Here is a 21,042-nt window from a genome sequence, read left to right as displayed (position 1 = left end):
ATTAATTTACAGGCAAAGTTACGGTAGAAAGCCAAAACTCTTCAATTCCTTTGACAATTTGAAACAATTGGCTGAGATTGCGAGACTTGGTAATGTAGCAGTTGACGTGTAAATCGTAGCTGTGACAAATATCTTCCTCGTTTTTGGAGGTAGTCAAGATCACGACAGGGATACGTCGCAGTTGGGGATCGGCTTTAATTTCTGCCAAAACTTCCCGACCGTCTTTCTTGGGTAAGTTGAGATCGAGCAGAATTAAATCTGGGTGGGGTGCGTCGGTATATTCTCCTTCTTGACGCAAAAAAGCGATCGCATCCATCCCGTTTCGTACAGATAAAACTTGGTTGGGGATGGTACTGCGTTTGAGTGCTTCTTCCACCAAGCGGACATCAGCTTTATTATCCTCTACTAGGAAAATGGTTCTGAGTTTTTCTGCCGTGCCTGTACTCATATTTCTTACCTCCGGCGGGAATTGTAAAGTAGAATGTTGCACCTTGACCTAATTCTGAAGCCACCCAGATATCTCCTCGATGGCATTCAACGACTTTTTGGCAAATTGCCAAACCCATTCCCGTACCGGAATATTCATCTCTGGTATGCAAGCGTTGGAAAATGACAAAAATGCGATCGCTAAACTGGGGATCGATACCGATCCCGTTATCTTTAACTGAAAATAACCAGGCATCTTCTAGTGGTGAGACACCAATATGAATCATAGGTGGCTTGTCGCTACGAAACTTGATCGCATTCCCAATCAGATTTTGAAATAGCTGAAGCATCTGCGTGCTATCTGCTAATACTGTTGGTAGTGGATCGTAAGAAATTGTAGCTCCCGTTTCTGAAATTCGTCCCTGTAAGCCACTGAGAGCGCGTTTTAAGGCTACCTCCAAATCTACGGGTTGAAATTCGACATTCTGTCGATCTACCTTGGAATAAGCTAGTACGTCATCTATAAGCGTCTGCATGAGGCTGACTCCCGATACCGCATAGCTAATAAATTCTTTAGCATCTTCATCAAGCTGTTCTTGATAGCGCATCTCTAACAACTGGACGTAATTCGCAACTTGATTTAATGGTTCTTGTAAGTCGTGGGAAGCGACGTAAGCAAACTTTTTCAGTTCGGCATTAGAACGCTCTAAATCGTAGGCGATTTGTGATAGTTCTTCTGCTTGTCTTAAAACTATCTCAATTGTGGCTTTACGCAGATCGATCGCGGCTTTGATTTCTACTTTTTTCCACGGCAAAGATTTACCCTGTACGGTTTCTTGCCATAATCGAAAGGATTTGCGTGGAGACAAATACACGCTGTCATTTTCCTGACTAAATTCATATGCTTCATGCGGATTTCCACCCCAATTCACTGTTTGGATGACTTCAGGACGAAACCATAAAATATAGCTTTTATCGGCAATAGGAATTGCTAACAAGCCGCTAGCAACATGTTTGTAAATTTCTGCTTCTGGAAATACTAGTGGTAGGGTATCCGTGTAGAAAACTTCCTCATCTCGAAACTGGTATCTTAACCACTGTAAGATAACATTTAAGTTCTCTTGCTTTGGAACTTGCCCAATTGTCGTCCATTCGTTATTAAAATAGATGGCTGCTCCTTGAGCGTCAACTAATTCTAATAAGTTCGGTTCTTGTTTAACTAAACCATCAATCCAGTTTTCGGCTTGCGACATATATTCGACTAGTTGCGATCGCACATATGTGATGTGAAGGTTGTAATCGTAATCGTCTGTTTCTTCTATTGCCGAAATTTCGGCAAAAATCATTCGTCCGAGAAACTCGCAAGCTTTACGTAGCTCGTAAGATACATATTTAGGCGATCGATGGTGACAAGCAATTAACCCCCAAAGTTTGTCTTCTTTAATTAAAGAAATTGTTAAAGAAGCATCCACTTCCATATTATGTAAGTACTTAAGATGACAGGAAGATGCACTTCTTAAGGTTGAATGAGTCAAATCTAGCGGACGTAAATTTGTCGGGTTAATTAAAGGAAAAAGTTCTACTGGTTTAGCATGAGCGTTGGGAATTATTCTAATCCAATTGGAACAAAACAGTTTTCTTGCTGGTTTAGGAATATCCGACTCGGGAAAGTGCAATCCTAAGTAAGCTTCCATCTCATCTAATTTTTCTTCGGCAATGACAACACCATGTCCGTCGTTGTCAAATTTATAGAGCATCACGCGGTCAAATCCCGTGACTTTACGTACTTCTTGAACGATAACTTGACCGAAATCTTGTAATTTTGTTGTTGTCGCCAATCTATTAATTGAGGCTCTAGCTAGGTGATAAAAACTTAAAAATGGTATATTTTCTTGAGTCAGAGCTGGTTCTAATTCTAAAATTAGAAATTTATCGCGGTTGCGGTGGAAAATGCCGTCAAATACTACGTAATCGTCTCCTTTAAGTCTCAACCAAATTTTTATAGGGTTGAGCAGATCGAAGTTTTCTTCTGCTAGTCCTAGTTTGATTCTTTCTATTTGATAAGAGTCGAGCAAATCTTCTAGATTCTGCAAAACCAATTCTTCAGGGGAAATTCCAAAAACAGAAAATGCATTAGTACTGACTTGTAAAATTTTGAGGTTTGGCTCTTCTAAAACTACAATGACTCCGTGTGATTGAATTTGGTTAATTAGTTGAACTGGTTCTTCATCCCAAAGGGAAAATTCAACATCTGTTACTTGCAAGTTTTCTGACACAAAGAGCCTCCCCTGAAAAGTCAAAGGTTAAAAGTTAAAAGTCAAAATAATGGAAACTATGTTGCACGACTTTTTGTTGAGTTGAGATGCAAAATTAAGAGTAAAAGCAAAATTATGTGTTGTCATAATACAATTTTTCTAGTAGGTTGACGCATGACACTACTAGCTTTATCCGTGATATTTATTAGTCGGTCTATATAAGTAAATTTATGGAAAACGGTTGCTTTTCTCTATTTCCTCAAATGTTACTCGCGCCAACAGCTTAACATAGCGTTTTTTGCGATCGAGGTAAATGTTAAGAAAAATTAGTAGTTCTTGAATTCAGCGACTAATTATGATGAAAAATAGCTGCATTTTTGCAATACAAAAGCTAGCTAGGTAATTGGTAAATGTTAGTTGGTAGTGGGTTTACAGGTTGAAAAGCGCGATTATTATTTAGTTGCTAACCCTTCCTTGTGAATTATGTAGAAATTATTAAAAATAGCAGAATTGGGCAATAGTTCGTGCTATTTGCTAGCGAGCTAAAAATCAAGACAGCTTGACTAATTTATCGCCATAATCTGTCGTTACTCTGAGCGATCGCGATTTTATAGTAGCGATTTTATAGTAGGGTGGGCATTGCCCACCTATACTCAATTGGCTTTTATCTACAGCAAATTAGTTAAGCTAACACGCAAATTATTAAAAATAGCTGCAATATCGCTAATTCAGCCAATAAGAGTAAATACTTAATCTCATCAAGAATTGCGAAGCACAAACATTGCGATCGCCCCCTCACAAGCCATTTCATCCTACTGTTCCTCAAAGTAATAGAATGAAGATCTAGAATTGCAGTTGCAATATAGTTGCATTGAGTACAGATTCCGTAACAATTTCTACAGAATTGGTGACATAAAAATCTGTATTCATGAAGAGTTTGTCATCTTGACCCAATAGAAAGCTTTCTATGAGTTCTTCGATCCGCTTCTTAATGTGCGCCCCCGACCACTATGATGTGGACTACGTGATTAACCCCTGGATGGAGGGTAACATTCACAAGTCCTCCCGCGATCGCGCCGTCGAACAGTGGCAAAAGTTGTTCCATGTCCTAAAGGAACAAGCCGTTGTCGATTTGGTGCAACCGCAACCAGGCGTACCAGACATGGTATTTACTGCGAATGCAGGCTTGGTTTTGGGGGATACAGTTGTCCTCAGCCGATTCTTCCACAAGGAGCGTCAGGGAGAAGAACCATTCTTCAAGCAGTGGTTTGAGTCCAAAGGTTACACGGTACACGAACTGCCTAAAGACTTACCATTTGAAGGCGCTGGAGATGCACTGCTGGATCGGGAAGGACGCTGGTTATGGGCTGGGTATGGCTTTCGTTCCGAACTCGATTCTCACCCTTATCTCGCCAAATGGCTTGATATTGAAGTGTTATCCTTGCGCTTGATGGACGAGCGCTTCTACCACCTCGATACCTGTTTTTGTCCCTTGAGTGGCGGTTATCTCCTCTACTATCCTCCCGCTTTTGATTCCTATTCCAACCGTCTGATTGAAATGCGGGTTCCAGCTGAAAAGCGGATCGCTATCAAAGAAGCCGATGCGGTGAACTTCGCCTGTAACGCCGTCAACATCGACTCGGTAGTCGTGATGAATAAGGCGAGCGAAGATTTAAAAGCTCGCTTGACTAAACTGGGATTTCAGGTAATTGAAACCCCGCTGACAGAATTCCTCAAAGCTGGGGGAGCCGCCAAATGTCTGACGTTGCGGGTGACAGAACCAGTACGGGAAGAAGTCCACGCCAGCACGCCTGTGGAAAGTCGTGCTGTCCGTATGGAAGGACATTTGTTGGATTCCGGTTTAATCAACCGCGCTTTAGATGCGATCGTGGAAAATGGCGGTAGCTTCCAAGTGCTGAATTTTAGCTTGGGAGAACAGCGACAAAGCACTTCTTCGGCTGAAGTGAAGGTGACAGCTCCTTCGCGCGACGTGATGGAAGAGATTATATCTCAGCTAATCGATTTGGGTGCTGTGCCGCGTCCGCAAGAAGTCTGCGACGTGAATATGGAACCCGTACATCAAGCGGGTGTAGCTCCCGATGATTTTTACGTGACGACGATTTATCCGACAGAAGTGCGGGTAAATTGCGAGTGGGTGAAGGTGCAAAATCAGCGCATGGATGGCGCGATCGCAGTTACATTTAATTCTGGTAGTCCCGTGGCTCGTTGCAAGTTATTGCGGGATTTGGAAGTTGGCGAACACGTCATCGTCGGGATTGAAGGTATTCGTACCATTCGCAAGACGGAATCGCGGGAACAGCGCAACAAGCAAGAATTTAGCTTTATGTCGGCTGGAGTCTCCAGCGAACGCCGCGTCGAATTAGTGGTGGAACAAGTGGCTTGGGAACTGCGACAAGTACGCGACCAAGGTGGTAAGGTGGTTGTCACGGCTGGACCCGTGGTGATTCATACAGGTGGCGGGGAACACCTATCGCAGTTGATCCGCCAAGGCTACGTGCAAGCTTTATTGGGTGGAAACGCGATCGCCGTCCACGATATCGAGCAAAATATGATGGGGACTTCCCTGGGTGTTGATATGAAGCGAGGAGTCGCCGTACAGGGAGGACACCGCCACCACTTGAAGGTTATCAACACGATCCGGCGTTATGGCAGTATTGCTAAGGCTGTCGAGCAAGGTGTATTGCAAAGCGGAGTCATGTACGAGTGCGTCCGTAACAACGTCCCCTTCTGCTTAGCGGGTTCGATTCGAGATGATGGTCCTTTACCTGACACCGAGATGGACTTAATTAAAGCTCAAACCGAATACGCTCGGTTATTGCAGGGAGCAGATATGATTTTAATGCTCTCCTCGATGCTGCATTCGATCGGTGTAGGCAATATGACTGCTGCTGGGGTGAAAATGGTCTGCGTCGATATTAACCCCGCCGTAGTCACAAAACTAAGCGATCGCGGTTCGGTTGAATCTGTCGGTGTGGTGACAGACGTAGGATTATTCTTGAGTTTGTTAGTACAGCAGTTGGATAAGTTGACCAGTCCTTATCATTTGGTGCAAGTCTAATCTCAAGTGGTAGGGTGCGTTTTGAAAACGCACCTTACAAAGAATTACTGTCTGTTGGGTAGCACAGCCGTGCTACCTATTTTTGTCGAAATCCGCAATGGTACGGTATGCACTCACAGCTAAATTTACATATTGTAATAATATGAACGAAATTTATTTTCAGGTAATAGCTATCTGTAACTTATCCTCTGCTGGGTCAATAGATAACAGAAAAAATTATGCAACCTACCATGTCATCTCTTTCCAATCGCGATTTTAAAAATAATCCATTTCTCCCCCCAGGTGAATACTGTACCTGCCATATTGGTATATCAGAATCAGATGAGCGGATGGCTGCAATTATAGTCAATAAGCAATACTATAGTTTTTTTAAGTCAGTTAAAGATAGAGAAAAAGCCTTAAGTGTAGTTAATAAGCTTCAAGAAAAAGGTAACGATGCCTTAATTGTTAAAAACCCGAAAGGATATTCAATTTGGGTTTTAGAACCTACAGCTTATTTAAGAAGGTCGAAACAATAAGTAGGGGCGCACAGATGTGCGCCTCTACCCTGTCACAATTACGGGAAGAAGAACACGACATAGGCAAAGAACCGAACATCCCCCAATGAGTGCCTTTGGTAGGCTAATATTGGGTTGAGAAAAGTCAACCCCCGATAAATAAACAGCTGTTGAGTCGGAAATTCAGTTAACACACATTAGCTAGAGATACAGCAAAGTTCGGAGGTAATTATGGCACTAGTACGTTGGGAACCATTCCGCGAATTTGAAATGGAACCATTCCGCGAATTTGGTAGCTTACAAAGGGAAATGAACCGTTTGTTTGATAGCTTGTCACCTCGGACTGGTGGTAATGGTGGGATGGCGTTTGTACCCGCAGCTGAATTGCAAGAAACACCAGAAGCAATTCACCTGAAACTCGAAGTTCCTGGGATGGAAGCTAAAGATTTAGACGTACAAGTAACGGCTGAAGCTGTTGCAATTAGCGGCGAACGTAAATCTGAAACCAAGACTGAAGAAAAAGGTGTAACTCGTTCTGAATTTCGTTATGGTTCGTTCCGTCGCATCATTCCACTGCCAACGAGAATTCAGCATGAAAACGTCCAAGCTAACTATCAAAATGGCGTTCTAACTCTCACATTACCGAAAGCAGAAGAAGAAAAGAATAAGGTTGTGAAAGTTAATATTGGATAAATTCTCAGTCAGGTAGGAATTCACCTACCTGACTATTTACTATTCGTAATACGAAGAGATTGAGCGAATAGAATTCGCGACTACACAGGCTAAGTCTACCGTTGACTCGAATCGCGATCGCACCTAGCCCTCAAGTTAGCAAATTTAATATTTTCGTCTGGTTTCTACCGCTAGCTGCTTCAATATCCCTGGTACAGTCGATTGTAAGGCGTGGCGGATCGCTTCTAATTGCTCTAAATCTACTTCGTTCGTCCATTCATCCATAAAAAACTTTTTAACTTCAATCGAGAGGACGCAACCAGAATCAGGAAACTTTTGATGTACCCAAGTAGGAAAATGTCCGCCGTAAAATTTGACATTTTCTCTTACGTCAAGTTGCCTTCCCAAAAAGTCAAAATTGCGCAGATCCGAGAGAAAACTCTCGATGACAGAATGCCAGCGATCGCGATCCAGTGTCGCAGTGCCTAAATTGATTTCTGGATTATATCTCGGATCGGCAGGTTCAGCATCCCGTCCCAAACGGCGATGATTATAAGTATGCAGTTCAAATACAACAAAACGTCCGTGACGGCGTTCTAAATCTCTAAAAATTCGTTCTAAATTAGCATAAAAAGTATCGTATTCAGCCAAGGAACGAGTAAGAATTTCAGCTGGTGGTACGGATTGCCAAACTTCCAAACCCCATGCATCTCTGGGGTCAATATAAACTGCTTTTTCTCTAGGACGGTTGAGATCTAATTCAAACCGCGATCGCTTCACCACAATTTGCGTATCTGCGATCGTCGTCCAAGCCGCCGTAAATGGATCTTCTTCCCGCCAGCGATCAGCTTCACTTATCACCATTAAATCTGCAACTTCTTGCCTAACATCGTGACCGTCATGTAAAGCTACAGCCGCGATCGCACCATTTCCAACTCGTTCTAATACCCAGCAGGGATTCATCAGTTATCAGTTATCAGTTATCAGCAAACAGACAGTAGGTAGTAGCTTGAAAAGTTTTGTATGACTTACTTGCAGTAAATTGGTTTATCTTACATCTAGATATTTAACTTCTGTGTATATTTTCTCTGATGCATTGTACTATAAACTGTAATAAATAGCACTTTTTCAGTTGCCAGTTATTAGTTAACAGTGAAAAGTGAGTCATGCGTAGTGAGCAGTTATCAGTGACCAGTGACCCAATGGTAGTTATAACTCCTGTCTCCTGTTTCCTCAATTTTGACTTTTGACTTTTGACTTTTGACTTTTGACTTTTGACTTCTTTCCCTAGCTCCTTTTATGAAAGTTACACGCGGTACGATCGCGGCTGGAGATGCAAGAACCGCCGCAGCAGGAATTGAAATGTTTCGCCTGGGTGGTAATGCTTTTGATGCAGCCGCCGCTGCTGTTTTAGCGTCATTTGTTACCGAATCATCGCTGACTTCTGCTGCTGGTGGAGGTTTTCTGTTAGCGCATACTCAGGACAATCAGAATATTTTATTTGATTTCTTTTCCCAAACTCCGATTCATAAAAGACATCAACAAGAAGTTGATTTTTATCCAATAGACGTTAACTTTGGCGATGCTATTCAAGAATTTCATATTGGACTGGGTGCGATCGCTACGCCAGGAAATATTGGTGGTATTTATCACGTTCAACAAAAGTTAGGTAAATTACCTTTTCATGTCGTTACCGAACCAGCAATTCACTATGCTAAATATGGTATAGAAGTGAATGAGTTTCAAACTTACTGCTGGCAAATTTTACAACCAATTTTGACAGCTACCAAAGCAGCACGACAAATTTACGCGCCGCAAGGCGTGTTGCTGGAGGTAGGGGATAAATTATTCATGCCTGATTTTGCCGTAACTTTAAATTATCTTGCCGAACGAGGGGTGCAAGAGTTTTATCGAGGAGATATTGCCCGGCAATTAATTAAAGATTGTCAAATCGATGGCGGTTATTTAACTGATGCAGATTTAGCAGAATATCAAGTTATTGAAAGAGAACCGCTGACGATTAACTATCGAGGGAATACACTATTAACAAATCCACCTCCTAGTTCGGGAGGAATTTTGATTGCTTTTGCTTTAGAATTATTGGCTCAATTCGAGCTATCTAAAATTGGTTTTGGCACGCCGCAGCACTTACAAATTCTCACAGAAATAATGCGATTAACCAATCGCGCTCGAAAAGAAAAGTACGATCCTAATGTTTATCAAACTAATATACCAGAAACATTTTTAGCTGCTGCTCAAATTACCGAATATGCATCGCAATTAAATTCAGTTGTGAATAAGTGGGGTAGTACCACCCATCTAAGCGTTGTAGATGATGAAGGAAATGCCGCTAGCGTCACAACTTCTAATGGAGAGGGTTGTGGTTACATTATTCCAGGTACGGGCATCATGCTAAATAATATGCTAGGTGAGGACGATATAAATCCACATGGTTTTCATCAATGGCAAGAAAATGTCCGAATTTCTTCAATGATGTCGCCCACAATTGTATTAAAAGACAATCGCCCTGAAATTGTTTTAGGTTCTGGTGGTTCTAAGCGAATTAGAACGGCTATTTTACAAGTTATTTCTAATATTATCGATTTTCAAATGCCCGTAGATCTAGCTGTGAATAGTTCTCGCCTACATTGGGAAGATAATGTCTTGAATCTGGAACCAGGGTGGAATGAAGAGGCGATCGCTAACTTAATTTCTGCTGATGAAACATCCCTATTATGGAACAAGCAGAATATGTTTTTTGGCGGCGTGCATACAGTCATGGAAGATGAATCGGGAATTATTTCAGGTGCGGGAGATAAACGACGCAATGGTGCGATCGCATCTATCTAAAGCCCTCTTGATTGAATGTCGGCTGGTAGGGGCGCACAGCTGTGCGCCCCTACATATGAATTAACCAAAGCCCCCCTTTTTAAAAGGGAGTTGGGGGGATCTAACCTACCAATGCTTCCTCTTTAATTTTTGCCCCAAAATGTTCGACCAATAAGTCCCGCACCACTGATTTTAAATCTTCACAGGCAACCCGTTTCATCACCTCTTTACCTAAGTGGGCATCTTTACCAACCTTACCACCCATCCATATATCTACTGCCTCCACCGTGCGATCGTCTTTGCGCGTTTTCGTGCCGATAAAACCAATATCTGCAACTTGAGGTTGACCGCAGGAATTAGGGCATCCCGTCCAATGAATTCGCACTGGTTGAGTTAAGATTAACTCTTGTTCGAGTTCCTTAACTATTGCTAAAGCGCGGTTTTTAGTTTCAATAATGGCAAAACCGCAAAACTCATTTCCAGTACAAGAAACTAAGCCTCGATTTAAAATTCCTGGCTCAATTGTAAAACGCTCTTTTAGCAGAGGTTCGGCTAAAAATGCACTCAAACGTGTATCGGGAATATGGGGAATAATTAAATTTTGCTCGACGGTGAGGCGAATTTCGCCATTGCCGTAGACTTCTGCCATTCGTGCCAGTTCAAACATTTCATTTGCATATAAGCGACCGACAGGAACGTGCAATCCGACATAATTTAATCCGGTTTGTTTTTGCGGATAAACTCCAATATGGTCGCGTTTTTCCCAGTCAATTTCATCTTTTTCTGCGGCTGTAACTAGCGGTTTACCAAACCGTTGTTCTACCTCAGCGCGAAACTTTTCTATGCCCCATTGGTTAATTAGATGCATCATGCGGCACTTCTGGCGGTTTTCTCTCGGTCCATTTTCGCGATAGACCATCATCATCGCCAAAGTTAAAGCAACCACATCTTCGGGAGGAATCCAAGCATCAAGGGGAATCGCCGATACATATTGATTGGGGGCAAAATAACCACCGACAATGATGTTAAAGCCTAGTGTCCCGTTTTTATATGCTGGAAGCAAGCCGAGGTCGTTAATTTCGGCGTGAACCGAGTTATCGCGACCACCAGCCACAGCTATGTTAAATTTTCGGGGTAAATCGCTCAGTTCGAGATTGCCTTCACCGTTGTTAGTAATGGCATCTTGGAGAATGCGGCACAATCCGCGCGTGTCAATGAGTTCGTTGGCATCAATTCCAGCTACAGGGGAACCCGTAATGTTCCGCACGTTGTCCATCCCTGACTGGACGCAGGTTAGACCAGCTTGTGCCAGTATCTTGATAATATCGGCAATATCTTCAATGCGGATGCCACGCAGTTGTAAGTTTTGGCGCGTGGTAATGTCTGCGTTACCTCGATCTTGAAATCCCGCACCTTGACAGTAGCGTTGGACAATATCTGCTAGAACTCGCATTTGAGTACTAGTTAAGATGCCGTTGGGTATCCGCATCCGCATCATAAATTTACCAGGAGTTACTGGGCGATGGAAGAAACCCAACCACTTGAGTCCGAAATCTCGCTCGAACTCGTCCATTGCTTCCCAGCCAATTTGGGCGAAGTGTTCTAGTTCTTGTTTGAGTAGTAAGGGGTGTTTTTTAGCTTTGGCTTGTTCGACTTTATTTAATTTCTGTTTTTTAACTGCTTGTGTCATCGATCTAGCCTACGAGAGTTACTTTACAGCAAGTGCGATCGCATTTGCGCGTCAGATCGGGTTGTTCGGTAAAATCCTTTTGTTGCTAGATTATTCGGCTTTGATGAAAGGGTTCGTAGGCTTTGTTACCGTTGCTCTAGTTTTGTAGAAGTTATCTGTCTTCAGAATTAATGCATCTATCTGTAGTATTATTTGTAATCTACAGTTGGCAGACAAATTTGATGGCGAATGCATTTAGATTGGTACGGAGACCACGGGTAAAATGATAGTAAATGTGGTTCCTACATCGACTTCACTCTCCACATAAATCTCGCCGCCGCAGGCTTCAACACACTTTTTAGCGATCGCCAGCCCTAAGCCAGTACCAGGAGTGCTACCGACATTGCTGGCGCGGTGGAAGGGTTGAAAGAGCTGTTGTAAATCTGCTTTGGGAATACCAATTCCCCAATCTCGAATTTGAAAAGTTACCATTTCTGGTTGAGCAATTAAATTAAATTGTACGCTACTGCCTGCGGAAGAATATTTAATTGCATTGCTGAGGAAATTAGCTAAAATATGTTGCAGCAGATTTTCATCCCATAATGCTTTTTCTATTTGCCCTTGATAGGTGAAAATCAGAGCGATCTGTTTTTTGGCTGCACTCAGTTCTAGTGTTGCAACTAGTTCTCGGCAAAATTCTTGAATATCTAAATAGGTAGGTTGGCATTGAAGTTGTCCCGCTTCAGCTTTCCCCGCTAGAGAAACTTCATCCAACATCTGCGCCATATTTTTAATCGCAGCATTAATATGTTGAAAATGGGTTAGTTTTTGTTTTTCAGTTAATTTTCTTTCGCTATTTTGTAGTAGTCCAGTTGCTAAAAGAATAGTTGTCAGTGGACTGCGAAAATCATGCGATAGCATCGAGACAAATTCAGATTTAAATCGATTCAGTTGCTTAGCTTTATCTAACTCAACTGCACTTTCCTGCACCTGGGTTGCTAATGCTTGATTTTTGGCTTGTAAAGCTTCTGCTGCCTGCTTGCGCTCGATCGCATAACATAGCGATCGTACCAACAATTTAGCATCGATCTGCCGTTTCACTAAATAGTCTTGCGCCCCTTGTCGCACTGCCTCAATTGCTAATTCGTCATCGTTCGTATTCGTCAGAACGACAATCGGTAAGCTAGGTGCTTGTTGTAGTAGTAGAGGTAAAGATGCTAACCCTTGGCTATCTGGAAGAGTCAAATCTAGTAAAACTGCATCGTAAGGTTGTGACGATATTAACCCTCGATCCAGTTCTGCTAAGGCATCTCCCAATCGCTTGACATGTACCAGATGAAAGTGTCTGAGATTGGCTTGCCGCAAAATCTCTTGTAAAAATCTGGCTTCTGCCAAACTATCTTCAATTAACAAGACTTTTACTAAACTGGCAAGCATAGTTTTCTGGTTTTTCCCCCTCCTTTTTTACAGTTATCAGTGACCAGTGACCAGTGAACAGCGAACAGTGACTAATGACCGATGATTCAGCGATCTTTTTCTCGGCTCGTTTTGAGAATTTGCCACAACATTTTGCTGAGTTCTTCTGCATCTTGATAAATGCTGTCAAAGGCTTTTTCGTTAAAGTAGCCTGTGTCCTTTAGTAAAGAAAGCCAGTATTTTGCCTCCAAGCATTCTTTATAAGCTATTGATATTTTGGCTCGAAACTCTGCTGAAGACATGGCTCCGTTTGCTTCTGCAATATTTGCCCCAATTGCAGTTCCGCTTCTGAGTAATTGTTTTGACAGTACAAACTCCTTTTTATCGTTACATAGATGCCTGTAAGCATTCACAATCCTAATAGCAAATAGATAAGCCTTATCATAAACTTTACTATTCATTGCTTACTACATCTGGTTACTGGTCACTGGTCACTGTTTTGATGGCAATGTAACGGTAGATAGCCAAAACTCTTCAATTCCCTTGACAATCTGAAACAATTGGCTGAGATTGCGAGATTTGGTGATGTAACAATTGACGTGTAAAGCGTAGCTATGGGCGATGTCCTCGTCATTCCGCGACGTCGTGAGGACGACAACAGGAATGCTTTTGAGTTGAGGATCGGCTTTAATTTCTGCCAAGACTTCTCGCCCGTCTTTTTTGGGTAAGTTGAGATCCAGCAGAATCAAATCGGGGCGAGGTGCATTTACAAACTCGCCCTCTTGACGCAAAAATGCGATCGCGTTGACTCCATCCCGCACCGACATCACTTGATGCGGTACGGAACTATTTTTTAACGCCTCTTCAATTAAACGGACATCGGCTTTATTATCCTCTACCAAAAAGATCGTTTTGTGCTTTGCGTCCGTTTCTCCGCTCACGATCGCGCCCTCCTACGGGTAGCGTAAAATAAAATGTTGCCCCAGCCCCAAGTTGCGACTCCACCCAAATTCGTCCTCGGTGACACTCGACAATCTTTTTACAGATTGCTAAACCCATTCCCGTACCTGGATATTCGTCTCGTGGGTGCAAGCGTTGGAAGATCACAAAGATGCGATCGCTAAATTGTGGTTCAATACCCATCCCATTATCTCGTACTGCAAACAGCCACTCATCCTCTTCTTGACGCTGTGCCGAGATGTGAATTTCTAGTGGTTTGTCACTGCGGAATTTAATTGTATTACCAATCAAATTTTGAAATAATTGCATCAATTGGGTGCTATCTGCCATCACAGTCGGTAATGGATCGCGGCTAATTTTCGCCCCACTTTCGGTAATGCGCTGTCTTAAATTACCTAAAGCACGGTCTAAAGCCGTATCAACTTCCGTCAGTTCAAACTCAACTCCCTGCATTTCTACTTTAGAATACGCCAGCACGTCATCGATCAGGGTTTGCATTAAGCTAACTCCCTCGACAGCAAAGTTAATAAATTCCTTCGCGTCTGCGTCAAGTTGTGCTTGGTAGCGCATTTCTAACAATTGGACGTAATTTGCTACCTGATTTAGCGGTTCTTGTAAATCATGGGAAGCAACGTAAGCAAATTTTTTCAATTCGGCATTCGATCTTTCTAAATCGGCGGCTAATTGTGCTAATTCGTCAGCTTGGCGCAGAACGATATTGACAATTGCTTTTCTTAGTTCCAGCGCCGCTTTAATTTCTACTTGTTTCCAGGGTAAAGACGTGAGGCTAACTGTTTCTTGCCATAATTGGAAAGATTTGCGCGGACACAATCGCAGTCCATTCTCTTGATTCAATTCGTAAGCATTATGAGGATCGCCGCCCCAATTTACTGTTTGAATCACTTCGGGACGGAACCATAATACGTAATTGCGCTTAGAAATTGGAATTGCTAATAAACCACTAGCAACATGTTTGAATCTTTCCGCATTGGGATAAACTTGCGCTAAGGAATCGGTGTAGAACACTTCTTCTTGGACGTTATTTTTCAGCCACTGAACTAAGAAATTTAAGTCTTCTGCTACGGGAGTTTTACCAATTGTCGTGCAAGTATTGCCAAAACAAATTGCTGCACCTTGAGCATCAGCTAAGTTGAGAAGGTTTGGTTTGTGTTTAATCAAACCATCAACAAAGTTCTCTTCTTGAGACATATATTCGACTAAAGCTGACTGCACGTAAGCCAACTGTCGCCGATAGGCAAAATCTTCCGTTTCTTCCCTAGAAGCAATTTCAGAAAAGACCATCCGTCCCAAAAATTCGCACGCTTTGCGTAATTCGTAAGAAACATACATGGGTGTTTGATGGTGACAAGCAATTAAACCCCAAAGTTTTTGGTCTTTAATTAACGAGATCGTCAGCGAAGCACCTACACCCATATTGTGTAAATATTCAAAATGACAAGCTGCGGCACTTCTAAGAATGGAATTCGTCAGTTCTGTAGGTTCTTTGCTAATTGGATTAATTGCTGGTACGAGGGTTACAGGTTCGCAGCGACTATCAGGAATTAAACGAATCCAATTAGATGCAAATAGTTTTCTGGCTGGTCTGGGAATATCAGATTCAGGAAAGTGTAGTCCCAAATATGGTTCCATGCTATCGAGTTTTTCTTCAGCAATAACAGAACCATGTCCGTCGTTATCAAATTTATACAACATGACGCGATCGAAGCCAGTCACGTTGCGAACTTCTTGGACGATAATTTGACAGAACTCTCTAAGATTTGAAGTTTCTTCTAAGCGATTAATAGATGCTCTAGCTAAGTGATAAAAACTGAGAAAAGGAATATTTTCTTGGGCTAGCGCTGGTTCTAATTCTAAAATTAGAAATCCTTCTATATTGCGATGAAATACGCCATCAAATACAGAATATTCATCGCCCTTCTTTCGTACCCATAACTTAATGGGATTGATGATATCGAGGTCTTCTGTTGCGGTTAAGCCAGTCTGAATTCTTTCTAACTGAAAAGGATCGATAAATTCTGATAAAGGTCTTTGTAACATTTGTTCGGCAGCAATTCCGAACGTGGCGATCGCATTACTACTAATTTGTAAAATTGTTAGATCTGGCTCTGCTAAAACAATTAAAATTCCATGCGGTTGAATCTGATTAAAAGTATGAATTGCTGGTTCTTTTAAACGGGTGATATCGATACCTTGAGCTTGAAAATCGATGACCATATTACTTCTCCTAAGTTGATGACGGGAGCAGCAATAGAGATGCGATCGCTCTTTTGATTTTTTGGCGATCGACCTTCTGAATATTAGCTAAATGTCGCTCCCGTGATGTGTGAAAAAATACTTCTGCTCTGTCAGTAACGAAAAGCTCTCGGAGATCCCCCAACTCCCTTAAAAAGGGGGCTTTGTTCCCTCTTGTTTAATGAGACTTTATTCCCCCCTTAAAAAGGGGGCTAGGGGGGATCTTGTTTTAACCGAAAAGTATTAAACTCACCTCTACAATTCAATCTTTATTCTTCAGGGAAGTGTATCATGTTCGACAAAACAAAACTCTGCGCGATCGCGTTTTGTATCTTAATTAATGTGAGCTAATTTTGCAGAAATATAAACTTTTTATAAAAAATTCAATTTAAATAAATTTTTCGTCACAAATACCTTCGTAATGTAAGGGTAGGTTTACTTATATTTTGGTATGAAAGTTTCCCGTGTAGAGACGTTACATGTAACGTCTCTACACGGACAATTGATTTCACGATTCATCTAGGTTGCTATATATATGGAAACAATTTAATTATGAATCGATGTAGATAGTTACCTTTAGCCACTGGTGAGATATTTATCTAAATCTGGTACGTCTACCCAACTGCGTTGTTGGTGAGAAGCATGGCTGAGATCCATTAACAATTGCGAGTAAACACCTTCGCGGATGGAAGGAATTAGGGATTCTCCGCTATCAATTCCTTGCACCCATTGGTTAACCACGCGAATAAATGGAGCGATGCGTCCGTCTGTATAGGTTTTGTCAAATCCCAACCGCATGGGAATTTCCAATTCTACAGGTGGTTGTCCGGCGGCAGCAGTCCAGAGGTGAAAGCCGTGGACGTAATCTTTTTGATTTTGACTGCACAATACTAAAGTACCGCGATCGCCATACACTTCTACTGAGTGCGTGCGATTTGCATACACTGCCGAACTAATGTTAACTTGGCAAGGCGTACCGTCTGCCAGCTCTAGCATCAGCATACAGGTGTCATCAGCATCTACTGGCTTCATTTCCCCCGTCAGAGGATCGAGTCGTAGAGGAATGCTAGTACTGAGCTGGGCGCACAGTTTTTGCACTGCACCAAACAACCAATTCATGTAATCAAAAGTATGGGAAGCTAGCGCCCCCAAAGCCCCACCACCCATATCTTTACGAGAATACCAATTCCAGGGGCGGGAAGCATCGGCGCGACTGGGAACCAACCAATCAATTTTAATCAGCCGTTTTTCACCCACATAATCTTCAGCTAGTAATTCGGCTAACCTTTGCCATGCGGGAACGAAGCGATATTCAAAATCTAGAGTTACGACGAGATTGTTAGCTTTGGCTATATGGTACAGCTCTCGCGCTCCTGTAGCTGAGAGCGTGGTAGGTTTTTCTAATAACAGGTGCTTACCTGCTTGCAGTACTGTTTTTGCCATTTCGTAATGCAAAAATGGCGGCGTAGAGATGCTGACTGCTTGGACTTCTGGTAGAGCGACAATTTCTTCTAGCGTAGAACTCGCATGGGGAATATTATGAGTTTGAGCGATCGCCTGAGCTTTGTCGCGATCGCGGTGATACACTGCTACAACCTGCGTCCGAGGATGAGCCTTAAACCCAGGTAATTGAACTTTTTGTCCAAATCCCGTTCCGACTACCGCCACACCAATTGAAGACATAACCCAATCTCATGCCACTGCTCTTTCTTATTGTGCGACACATAGGCAGTGTAGAGACGTTACATGTAACGTCTCTACACTGCTTTTGACTTACTAGTAAAACACTTCTGACTTCTGACTTGTGACTTCTGACTTCTCCCTCGTTTCTTCTAAACTCGAGTGGTGATTTGCGGTTTGGCGTTGGGAAATGTCGGTTGGCTGTACGCTGTTGGCTTTGAGAATTTCCGCGTTGAAGCGATACCCTACATTACGCACAGTTTGAATTAAGCTTGGTTGGCGCGGATCGATTTCGACTTTTTTCCGCAATGACAAGACGTGAGTATCGATGGTACGGGGATTATCTATAGCATCGGGCCAAGCACGCCGCAGTAATTCGGAGCGGCTGAGGGGTAAACCTCCAGCTTGCGCCAAGACGTAAAGTAAACTAAATTCTTGAGGCGTGAGGTCGATGTATTCACCTTTGAAGTAAACGCGACGCTGGACTAGATCTATTTGCAAAGTGCCGTAGTCCAAGTAAGCTGGTGCGGCTGGCGTGCGTTGACGGCGAATCAGTGCTTCTATTCGCGCTAAAAATTCCTGCATCCCAAAGGGTTTGCACAAGTAATCGTCTGCTCCTGCTTTTAAGCCAGTGACAATATCCGCTTCGGTGTTGCGGGCAGATAGCATGAGAATGAGTGGTTGCTGCTGTTGCTGTAGCCAACGGCAAAACTCTGTCCCGTCACCATCAGCTAATTCAGCATCGAGGATCACTAGTGTGGGTTGGCGCGTTAAAAATACGTCTCGCGCTTGATAGAGACTAGCTGCTTGATATACTCGATAGCCTACCTGTTGTAAGTGCCAACTGAGTAGCGATCGCAGATGTGGATTTCCCTCTACAATTTCTATACAAACCGAGGTCACAGGTGCAAGATTCCTTTTATACGTGACTCTCAAGGTATCAAAGCCTGTGTCAAGCTTTTGTAACAGCTGCTACCTCAGGATCAACTCTCTAGCAGGCTTGACGAGACAACAGACATCGGCTATCATACTTTTCTAAAACTAAACTTAAAAAAACTTAATATTCTGAGACTCGATCGGTCGCCCCAGCATCTAACATCAAATTGGTCAAGAACGACACGTAGGAAAAATCGCCCTAGAGATACAAACTTTTTGGTATCAATTTAGTCTATGATGAAATAAATGAGAAAAAAATTATATCCAGTACAGTCATTGTTCGACTATTAGTTAGTATAGAGGACTGAAGATAAAATCGACTTGCTAAAACTGAATACACTCTTACTAAGAAGAAATTCATAATTTCTATGTCGCTAGTAAGCGCGATCGCTGCTTGAAAAACTCAGCTTAGAGCAGACAACTTAAAAGTTCTATCCCGCCAAATTCCTTTAAGAAACACATTTTCAAGGCACAATCGATCCCTTCATCTTGCGCTATGTTACAAGATACTCAAACAATTCGCCACTATCAAAAACTGACCGATGCCCTGGTCGAAATGTGGCAAAGAGGCTATCGCACAGACGATTTACGTTTGTATTTAGACGGCTATCTCGCAGCCATGAGGCATTCCAACATCCTCGAACCCTATCTAATTCATCGTTTAGAGGAAGAAGCAACCCGCTTTCTATACGATCCGTATAACTTTGAAATGCCGGTTCAGCCAGAACCAGAATCAGACTACCGTTAAGTTATTGTAGATTGGCTCGAAATAGGATTCAGTGGAAAATCAGATCGAAATTTTGAATTTTGAATTAAATTGGGCTTCTTCCGAGCGGGTAAGGTCAAGCTTAGATCGGTCAGCTATTTATGCTGATGCTTAAAATTGGCTAAAAATTGCCAACAATTAAAAATACACTTTGCCGCAAATGAATAGGGGCATACAACTGTACGCCCCTATACGCATTTCTATCCAAATCGTTAATTGTTAAGAAGCAAGTGCGACTTCTACCATCTGTTGTAACTCGCCACTTTGGTACATTTCAATCAGAATATCAGAGCCGCCCACAAATTGACCGTTAACATAAACTTGAGGAATGGTGGGCCAATTGGAATATTCTTTAATTCCTTGTCGGATTTCAGAGTCTGCTAAAACGTCAACAGTCTCAAAGGGAACTCCCAGAGTGTTAAGAATTTGTACGACATTGTTAGAAAAACCACATTGAGGCATCAATTTGTTGCCCTTCATGAAAACCAAGATTTTGTTTTGTTGAACGAGATTATCGAGTCGCTCTTTCAATTCTGGAGTCATAGCTGTTATTCCTAGTCTTGAGGATGAGGTATTAGCGCTACCGTAGAATTATGGGAGAAGCCAGCTTACACTACTTGGCTGACAGCTTGCCAAGCTTGAGGTGTGTAAGTCCTTAGTGCTAAGGCATGGATAGCTTCTGATGACATTGCTTGGTTGAGGGAGCTGTAGACGAGTTGGTGCTGTTGTACTCGTCCCTTACCTTCAAACTGGGAAGAAACGACTACTACTTGGTAATGATCTCCACCCCCAGTCAAGTCTTGTACTTGAACTTGGGCATCTGGGATCGCTACCTTAATCATTTCCTCAACTTGCTGAGGACTAATCATTTCAATTCCTAATTGCTGAACTCTTTTCTAATTTAACTATTTCTAAGGATAGATGAGCGATCGCCTCGGCGCTACTGTTTTGGAGCAGATTGTTCGGCAGGCTTAGCTTCACTCCGTTGCGGTGCATTACCAGTATCGCCAGTACGCGGAAAGGGCGTGTCAACAAATCCTAACTCGAATAGTTGTTGATAGGCTTTTTTGCCCAAATCTCTAGTTGGGTTTTGACTGTTAACAATCTGAACCAGCAGCGGTACGGCAAGTTCTGGCTTGTTTTGGGCTCGATGTACCAGTGCTAGTTGGTAAGTCGCATCATCGCGCATTTGGGCAGTATCCAAGGCTTTCTTACGTTGGCTATCGGCAACGCGATTGTCAATACCTTGAAAGTTACCACCTAGCTGTTGGTAGAAATTAGACATTTGATTGAAAACCTGACGCGCCTCCTGCAACTTTTTCACCGCTGTGTCGTAGTTTTGAGAGGAGATAGCGCTGCTAGCTTCCGACATCAGCCGTTGACCTCCAGCCACGCTCAAAACGCTATTATTCTGGGCAGAAGGTTGAATAATGTTAGGATTTTCTGGATCGATAGGTTGAGCTTGGTTAGGAGTAGCTGGTGCTGGTGGCGTTTGCGCCTGGACGTAAGTTGGGGACAGCAAAGTAATAGCTGCGATCGCCGAAAATAATGTTATGCAGCTATGGTAAAGGAAGCGTTGAGTTCCAGCAGAAATCATGGCTTAA

The 21,042-nt window shown here is 42.6% G+C and carries 18 protein-coding genes; 5 read left to right on the top strand and 13 right to left on the bottom strand.

Going from position 1 to position 21,042, the window contains the following annotated elements; genetic code table 11:
* Position 1 precedes the first annotated feature (1 nt).
* Together C7Y66_RS05675 and C7Y66_RS05670 are read right to left on the bottom strand one after the other, a co-directional pair.
* The gene (locus tag C7Y66_RS05675) at positions 2-448 is read right to left on the bottom strand and encodes a response regulator (protein WP_015157285.1); all 447 of its coding nucleotides are present in this window, start codon (positions 446-448) and stop codon (positions 2-4) included.
* Positions 396-2,702: an ATP-binding protein gene (locus C7Y66_RS05670; RefSeq protein WP_106544812.1), complete on the bottom strand. Its 2,307-nt coding sequence runs from the start codon at positions 2,700-2,702 to the stop codon at positions 396-398. The genes C7Y66_RS05675 and C7Y66_RS05670 overlap by 53 nt, the downstream gene beginning before the upstream one ends.
* A 946-nt stretch (positions 2,703-3,648) precedes the next feature.
* Here C7Y66_RS05670 and C7Y66_RS05665 point away from each other — a divergent pair.
* From C7Y66_RS05665 to C7Y66_RS05655, 3 genes are all read left to right on the top strand, one after another.
* Positions 3,649-5,760, top strand: coding sequence for a TIGR00300 family protein (locus tag C7Y66_RS05665; protein WP_015157287.1), 2,112 nt, complete (start codon positions 3,649-3,651; stop codon positions 5,758-5,760).
* Positions 5,761-5,978: 218 nt separating this feature from the next.
* Complete coding sequence (locus C7Y66_RS05660) at positions 5,979-6,278, top strand: hypothetical protein (protein WP_106544811.1); 300 nt, start codon at positions 5,979-5,981, stop codon at positions 6,276-6,278.
* A 210-nt stretch (positions 6,279-6,488) separates the two neighbouring features.
* The gene (locus C7Y66_RS05655; protein ID WP_106544810.1) at positions 6,489-6,950 is read left to right on the top strand and encodes an Hsp20/alpha crystallin family protein; all 462 of its coding nucleotides are present in this window, start codon (positions 6,489-6,491) and stop codon (positions 6,948-6,950) included.
* Between the two features lie 144 nt (positions 6,951-7,094).
* Here C7Y66_RS05655 and C7Y66_RS05650 read toward each other — a convergent pair whose 3' ends face one another.
* On the bottom strand, positions 7,095-7,892 hold the full coding sequence (locus tag C7Y66_RS05650) for an N-formylglutamate amidohydrolase (protein ID WP_106544809.1): 798 nt from the start codon (positions 7,890-7,892) through the stop codon (positions 7,095-7,097).
* Between the two features lie 336 nt (positions 7,893-8,228).
* On the opposite strand from C7Y66_RS05650, the gene ggt reads away from it, so the two are divergent.
* Complete coding sequence (gene ggt / locus C7Y66_RS05645) at positions 8,229-9,779, top strand: gamma-glutamyltransferase (RefSeq protein ID WP_106544808.1); 1,551 nt, start codon at positions 8,229-8,231, stop codon at positions 9,777-9,779.
* A gap of 100 nt (positions 9,780-9,879) precedes the next feature.
* Here ggt and C7Y66_RS05640 read toward each other — a convergent pair whose 3' ends face one another.
* The 7 genes from C7Y66_RS05640 to C7Y66_RS05610 all read right to left on the bottom strand — a co-directional run bounded on the left by C7Y66_RS05640 (position 9,880) and on the right by C7Y66_RS05610 (position 18,639).
* Positions 9,880-11,448 (bottom strand): ferredoxin--nitrite reductase, encoded by a 1,569-nt coding sequence (locus C7Y66_RS05640; protein WP_106544807.1) that lies wholly within the window; start codon positions 11,446-11,448, stop codon positions 9,880-9,882.
* 234 nt (positions 11,449-11,682) lie between these two features.
* Positions 11,683-12,864: a hybrid sensor histidine kinase/response regulator gene (locus tag C7Y66_RS05635; RefSeq protein ID WP_106544806.1), complete on the bottom strand. Its 1,182-nt coding sequence runs from the start codon at positions 12,862-12,864 to the stop codon at positions 11,683-11,685.
* A gap of 86 nt (positions 12,865-12,950) precedes the next feature.
* On the bottom strand, positions 12,951-13,304 hold the full coding sequence (locus C7Y66_RS05630) for a four helix bundle protein (protein ID WP_106544805.1): 354 nt from the start codon (positions 13,302-13,304) through the stop codon (positions 12,951-12,953).
* Positions 13,305-13,334: 30 nt separating this feature from the next.
* On the bottom strand, positions 13,335-13,784 hold the full coding sequence (locus tag C7Y66_RS05625; RefSeq protein ID WP_106544804.1) for a response regulator: 450 nt from the start codon (positions 13,782-13,784) through the stop codon (positions 13,335-13,337).
* Positions 13,732-16,038, bottom strand: a complete 2,307-nt coding sequence (locus C7Y66_RS05620) for an ATP-binding protein (protein WP_106544803.1) — start codon at positions 16,036-16,038, stop codon at positions 13,732-13,734. Before C7Y66_RS05620 ends, C7Y66_RS05625 begins: the two co-directional genes overlap by 53 nt.
* Before the next feature lie 594 nt (positions 16,039-16,632).
* Positions 16,633-17,739 (bottom strand): Gfo/Idh/MocA family protein, encoded by a 1,107-nt coding sequence (locus C7Y66_RS05615; protein WP_106544802.1) that lies wholly within the window; start codon positions 17,737-17,739, stop codon positions 16,633-16,635.
* Between the two features lie 93 nt (positions 17,740-17,832).
* Positions 17,833-18,639, bottom strand: a complete 807-nt coding sequence (locus C7Y66_RS05610) for a response regulator transcription factor (RefSeq protein WP_106544801.1) — start codon at positions 18,637-18,639, stop codon at positions 17,833-17,835.
* Between the two features lie 529 nt (positions 18,640-19,168).
* On the opposite strand from C7Y66_RS05610, the gene C7Y66_RS05605 reads away from it, so the two are divergent.
* Positions 19,169-19,420: a DUF6761 family protein gene (locus C7Y66_RS05605; protein ID WP_106544800.1), complete on the top strand. Its 252-nt coding sequence runs from the start codon at positions 19,169-19,171 to the stop codon at positions 19,418-19,420.
* Between the two features lie 237 nt (positions 19,421-19,657).
* Here C7Y66_RS05605 and grxD read toward each other — a convergent pair whose 3' ends face one another.
* From grxD to C7Y66_RS05590, 3 genes are all read right to left on the bottom strand, one after another.
* Positions 19,658-19,981: a Grx4 family monothiol glutaredoxin gene (grxD, locus tag C7Y66_RS05600; RefSeq protein WP_015157299.1), complete on the bottom strand. Its 324-nt coding sequence runs from the start codon at positions 19,979-19,981 to the stop codon at positions 19,658-19,660.
* Between the two features lie 65 nt (positions 19,982-20,046).
* The gene (locus C7Y66_RS05595) at positions 20,047-20,307 is read right to left on the bottom strand and encodes a BolA family protein (RefSeq protein WP_015157300.1); all 261 of its coding nucleotides are present in this window, start codon (positions 20,305-20,307) and stop codon (positions 20,047-20,049) included.
* 71 nt (positions 20,308-20,378) lie between these two features.
* On the bottom strand, positions 20,379-21,035 hold the full coding sequence (locus C7Y66_RS05590; protein ID WP_106544799.1) for a hypothetical protein: 657 nt from the start codon (positions 21,033-21,035) through the stop codon (positions 20,379-20,381).
* Between the last annotated feature and the right edge of the window lie 7 nt (positions 21,036-21,042).

The organism is Chroococcidiopsis sp. CCALA 051, assembly GCF_003015105.1.
GTDB classification, from domain to species: domain Bacteria; phylum Cyanobacteriota; class Cyanobacteriia; order Cyanobacteriales; family Chroococcidiopsidaceae; genus Chroococcidiopsis; species Chroococcidiopsis thermalis.
The sequence above is the reverse complement of the archived record's forward strand: the minus strand, read 5'-3'. Positions and strand labels throughout refer to the sequence as shown.